Here is a 4,714-nt window from a genome sequence, read left to right as displayed (position 1 = left end):
GCCGTGTTCGCGTCCGGCGCGCGCGCCCCGGCGTCCGTCGCCCCAGGCGCGTCCGTCGCCGCGGCACCCGGACCCGGGAGCCACGCCGGGGGAATGTGCCCACGATACGGACGTCCGGGGCGGGCCGGACCGCCCACGATGCGGACACGGTCGGCGGATCGGGCACGTCCGGAAACCCGGTCGGCCCGTGATGCGCACACGTCCACGGACAGGACGCCTCCGCGTCCCTCAGATACGCACCTGGACGGCGCGGGCCAGCCGGTCGTGGAGGCCGCGGGTGTCGCGGTCCCAGACCAGGGCCGGGATCACCAGGAGCAGCAGCACGGTGCGCAGGACGACCCGCACGGCACCGAGCCGGCCGCCGTCCTCGGCGACGACCCGCAGGCCCATGATCCGCTTGCCCGGGGTGGAGCCGATGGTTCCGACCGTGAGCAGGCTGAGCACGAGGAAGACGCCGAGCGCCCAGTTCCCGGCCGACTGCTGGTCACCGCGAGCGATCAGCCCGTATGCGATCAGCATGCAGGCGGCCCAGTCGATGAAGAGGGCCCCGAAGCGCCGCCCGACCGGGGCCACCGATCCCGGGCCCTCCTGGGGCAGGCCGAGGCGCCGGCCCCGGTGACCGAAGTCGGCGCCCATGTCCTCGGCCGCCGCGCGCGGGCCCGAGAGCCACGATCCGATTGCTTGCCTGTTGTCCACCCGTCCACGGTACTGCGCCCGTGTTTGTGCCCGGGCGGGCGGGGCACCGGACACGTCGCTGAGGCACCCCCCGCCCCCCGCCTGGTTAACTTGGGCGAAACAAACGGGTCACGCCGGAGAAATCCGCCCTGCCTATGGTCGGGGCCAGCGTGTGCCACCGCACTGGCCGCACAATGAGCTGCAACCCCGCCCTTTCCCGGGTCGGGAGTAGGAGGAGTTGGATGTTCCAGAACGCCGACGAAGTTCAGAAGTACATCGCCGACAACGACGTCAAGTTCATCGACGTCCGGTTCTGCGACCTGCCGGGTGTGATGCAGCACTTCACGATCCCCGCAGCGACCTTCGACCCGGCCGAGGAACTGGCTTTCGACGGCTCGTCGATCCGCGGCTTCCAGGCCATCCACGAGTCCGACATGGCGCTCCGTGCCGACCTGTCGACGGCCCGTGTCGATCCCTTCCGCCGCGACAAGACGGTCAACGTCAACTTCTTCATCCACGACCCGATCACCGGCGAGCAGTACAGCCGTGACCCGCGGAACGTGGCCAAGAAGGCGGAGGCGTACCTCGCGTCGACGGGTATCGCCGACACCGCCTACTTCGGCCCCGAGGCCGAGTTCTACGTGTTCGACAACGTCCGCTTCCAGACGTCGGCGAACGAGAGCTTCTACCACATCGACTCCGAGGCCGGCGCCTGGAACACCGGTGCGGTCGAGAACAACCGGGGTTACAAGGTCCGCTACAAGGGCGGCTACTTCCCGACCCCGCCGGTCGACCACTTCGCCGACCTGCGCGCCGAGATCTCCATGGAGCTGGACAAGAACGGCCTCCAGGTCGAGCGCCAGCACCACGAGGTCGGCACCGCCGGCCAGGCCGAGATCAACTACAAGTTCAACACGCTGCTCGCCGCGGCCGACGACCTGATGCTCTTCAAGTACATCGTGAAGAACGTCGCCTGGCGCAACGGCAAGACCGCGACCTTCATGCCGAAGCCGATCTTCGGTGACAACGGCTCGGGCATGCACGTCCACCAGTCGCTGTGGTCGGGCGGCTCCCCGCTGTTCTACGACGAGCAGGGCTACGCGGGCCTCTCGGACATGGCGCGCTACTACATCGGCGGCATCCTCAAGCACGCCCCGTCGCTGCTCGCCTTCACCAACCCGACGGTGAACTCCTACCACCGCCTGGTCCCGGGCTTCGAGGCGCCGGTCAACATGGTGTACTCGCAGCGCAACCGCTCCGCCGCGATGCGCATCCCGATCACGGGCTCCAACCCGAAGGCGAAGCGCGTCGAGTTCCGTGCCCCGGACCCGTCGTCCAACCCGTACCTGGCGTTCTCGGCCCTGCTGATGGCCGGCCTGGACGGTGTGAAGAACAAGATCGAGCCGCCGGAGCCGATCGACAAGGACCTCTACGAGCTGGCCCCCGAGGAGCACGCGGGCGTCCAGCAGGTCCCGACCTCCCTCCCGGCCGTCCTCGACGCCCTGGAGCAGGACCACGAGTACCTCCAGGCCGGTGGCGTCTTCACGCCCGACCTGATCGAGACGTGGATCGACTACAAGCGCACCAACGAGATCGCCCCGATCCAGCTGCGCCCGCACCCGCACGAGTTCGAGCTCTACTTCGACCTCTAGGCGTTCCGGGAGCACGAGTTCCCCTGCGCCGGCCGAGGGCCGCTGTCCCCACCGTGGGGCGGCGGCCCTTCGCCGTTGTCCCCTGGTGTACGGCCCGGGCGCCGGGGAGGCGGCGCGGCCGTGGAACCGGGGCCGGCCCGTGCCGCCGGCGGCTGCGGGGGACACGGGCGGGCGTCGTCAGCGGCCGTACCGGATCAGGGCCCTGACCATGCGGCAGGTGGTGTCGGACGGCGGATGGATGGCGAGGCGGTCCGCTGTCGCGCGGATCCTGTCGTTGTCGGCGGTGGACGGGTGGTAGACGCCCGTGTCGAGCAGGGCGATCGCCAGGCGCATGGCCTTGAGGCGGCGGTTGTGGGAGACGTACCACTCGCGGGGCCGGCCCGCGGGGAGCGGCTTCTTGGGCAGGGGCTTGTGGAGCGGCTCGGTCGTGACTGTGGCAACGGCCATCGGCAACCTCCTGGCACGGTGGTGGAACCCTCACGAACTAATCCCATTTTACCGCCCACCACTGACAATCGCCCCTGGCCAGAGGCCATTTGACGGGCCACTCCCGTACCCTGGGCCCCATGGAGATCTGGATCAATCCCGCTTGCTCGAAGTGCCGCAGCGCGGTGGATCTGCTCGATGCCGAGGGCGCCGAGTACACCGTCCGCCGCTACCTGGAGGACGTGCCGTCGGCCGGCGAGATCCGCACCGTGCTGGACCGGCTGGGGCTCGAACCGTGGGACATCACCCGCACCCAGGAGGCCGAGGCGAAGGAGCTGGGGGTCGGGCAGTGGCCCAGGGACGCCGGTGCGCGGGAGCGGTGGGTCGCGGCGCTGGCGGAGCACCCGAAGCTGATCCAGCGTCCGATCATCACCGCCCAGGACGGGAGCGCCGTGGTGGCCCGGACGGACGAGGCGGTGCGGGACGCGCTGGGGCGGTGAGGAAGTCCTCCACGGCGCGGCCCAGTTCCTCCGCCTCGGGGGCGTGCAGCGGCAGTGAGTGGTGGGTGGCGTCCGGGAGCGTCCGCGTCTCGGCGTCGGGGAGCAGCCGGGCCGCCGCCGCGGCGACCCGGGCGGGATCGTGGGCACGGCTGCGCCCGGCCGTCAGGACCAGCGTGGGGACGTCGAGACCCCGCAGGGCCTCGGACGAGGGACGGGGGCCGGTCACCGGGCGGGCCGTGGGGACGTGCACGGCGGCCTCCCGCAGGCGCGTCCAGGCGGGGTCCAGTTCCGCGCCGCCCGTCTCCCAGGCCAGGAAGGCGCGGGTCCGTCCCACCGTCGGGCGGATCAGCATCGGCAGGGCGTGCAGCAGGTAGCCGGGGTGGAAACCCGCGAAACACAGGGTCGGGTCCACGAGCACCAGCCGCGCGATCCGCCGCGGAGCGTGCAGGGCGTACCGCAGGGCGATCCAGGCGCCGTAGGAGTGGCCGCAGAGGGACGTGCGCTCCGCGCCCAGCGCGTCCAGCACACCGTCGAGCCAGGCGTCGAGGTCGGCCGCCGTGCGGAGCGGGCGCTCCCCCACAGTGCTGCGGCCGGGGTCGCCGACGAGGTCGACGGCGTGGACGCGGTGGGTGCGGGCGAGGCGGGCCGCCTGGGCGAACCACACGGTGGAGGTGGCCCCTCCGCCGGGCAGCAGGATCAGCGGCGGGGCGTCCTCGGGGCCGCAGCTGTTGACGCGGGTGGTGCCGTAGGGGCCCGGGATGTCGGTCCAGGTGGTCGTGGCGGGCCAGTGGCCGGCCACGACCTCGTCGTAGGCCGCGTGGAACGCGTGCAGGGCTTCGGAATCCGGTGATCGCATGAGTGCCTCCCGCCCTCAGATTATCTCGCTGAGCGAGGTAATGTGAGGGCCATGAGCACAGCGGCCGGATCACCGGCGGACCGGGGCACGGAGATGGAGACCGTTCACCTGCTGCGCCGGGTGACGGTTGAGTTCGGCCTGAGGCAGGCGGAGTTCGCGGCCCGGCACGGGATGCACCCCACGGACGTGCGGGCGTTGATCTGCCTGCTCGACGACGCGCGGGCGGGCACGCCCGCGACCGCCGGCCGGCTGGGCACGCGGCTCGGCCTCAACAGCGCGGGCACCACGGCGCTCATCGACCGGCTGGAGCGCCTCGGCCACGTCACCCGCAGTCGCGACGAGCGGGACCGCCGCCAGGTCCTGCTGACGGTGGACGCGCGGGCCGTGGAGCTGGGGCAGGCGTTCTTCGGGCCCACCCTGGCCGGGATGGCGCAGCTGCTGCGGACCTTCGACGACCGGGAGGCGGCGGCGGTGCGGCGGTTCCTGCTGGGGGCGTACGCGGCGCTCTCCGGGGAGACGGCGGATTAGCCCTCCCGCTGGACGTGTCCGCCGCGGTTCTCGCGGCGCACTCACCGGCCGGGCCCGGGGCCGGCGCCCCCGGGCCC

6 protein-coding genes are annotated in these 4,714 nt (G+C 71.9%); 3 read left to right on the top strand and 3 right to left on the bottom strand.

Annotated elements, in window-relative coordinates; translation table 11 throughout:
* Positions 1-228: 228 nt before the first annotated feature.
* Positions 229-696 (bottom strand): RDD family protein, encoded by a 468-nt coding sequence (locus ABZ371_RS29135; protein ID WP_358685110.1) that lies wholly within the window; start codon positions 694-696, stop codon positions 229-231.
* A 221-nt stretch (positions 697-917) separates the two neighbouring features.
* On the opposite strand from ABZ371_RS29135, the gene glnA reads away from it, so the two are divergent.
* Complete coding sequence (gene glnA, locus ABZ371_RS29130; RefSeq protein ID WP_356735792.1) at positions 918-2,327, top strand: type I glutamate--ammonia ligase; 1,410 nt, start codon at positions 918-920, stop codon at positions 2,325-2,327.
* Between the two features lie 177 nt (positions 2,328-2,504).
* Here glnA and ABZ371_RS29125 read toward each other — a convergent pair whose 3' ends face one another.
* Positions 2,505-2,774, bottom strand: coding sequence for a hypothetical protein (locus tag ABZ371_RS29125; protein ID WP_358685108.1), 270 nt, complete (start codon positions 2,772-2,774; stop codon positions 2,505-2,507).
* A 119-nt stretch (positions 2,775-2,893) separates the two neighbouring features.
* On the opposite strand from ABZ371_RS29125, the gene ABZ371_RS29120 reads away from it, so the two are divergent.
* Positions 2,894-3,253, top strand: a complete 360-nt coding sequence (locus ABZ371_RS29120; protein WP_358685106.1) for an ArsC/Spx/MgsR family protein — start codon at positions 2,894-2,896, stop codon at positions 3,251-3,253.
* Here the strand turns inward: ABZ371_RS29120 and ABZ371_RS29115 are convergent.
* Positions 3,183-4,109, bottom strand: a complete 927-nt coding sequence (locus ABZ371_RS29115) for an alpha/beta hydrolase (RefSeq protein WP_358685103.1) — start codon at positions 4,107-4,109, stop codon at positions 3,183-3,185. The genes ABZ371_RS29120 and ABZ371_RS29115 overlap by 71 nt on opposite strands.
* A 51-nt stretch (positions 4,110-4,160) precedes the next feature.
* Here ABZ371_RS29115 and ABZ371_RS29110 point away from each other — a divergent pair, with 51 nt between their 5' ends.
* Entirely contained in the window at positions 4,161-4,637 is a 477-nt protein-coding gene (locus tag ABZ371_RS29110; protein WP_358685100.1) for a MarR family transcriptional regulator, read from the top strand.
* The last annotated feature ends 77 nt before the right edge of the window (positions 4,638-4,714 follow it).

Source organism: Streptomyces sp. NPDC005899 (genome assembly GCF_040629645.1).
In the GTDB taxonomy this organism is placed as follows: domain Bacteria; phylum Actinomycetota; class Actinomycetes; order Streptomycetales; family Streptomycetaceae; genus Streptomyces.
Note: the sequence above shows the minus strand (reverse complement) of the source record. Positions and strands in the feature narration are given on the sequence as shown.

Excerpts from the sequence above, each read along its gene's own strand:
- glnA (WP_356735792.1), top strand. The coding sequence starts at position 918 with ATGTTCCAGAACGCCGACGAAGTTCAGAAGTACATCGCCGACAACGAC.
- ABZ371_RS29125 (WP_358685108.1), bottom strand. The coding sequence starts at position 2,774 with ATGGCCGTTGCCACAGTCACGACCGAGCCGCTCCACAAGCCCCTGCCC.
- ABZ371_RS29120 (WP_358685106.1), top strand. The coding sequence starts at position 2,894 with ATGGAGATCTGGATCAATCCCGCTTGCTCGAAGTGCCGCAGCGCGGTG.
- ABZ371_RS29115 (WP_358685103.1), bottom strand. The coding sequence starts at position 4,109 with ATGCGATCACCGGATTCCGAAGCCCTGCACGCGTTCCACGCGGCCTAC.
- ABZ371_RS29110 (WP_358685100.1), top strand. The coding sequence starts at position 4,161 with ATGAGCACAGCGGCCGGATCACCGGCGGACCGGGGCACGGAGATGGAG.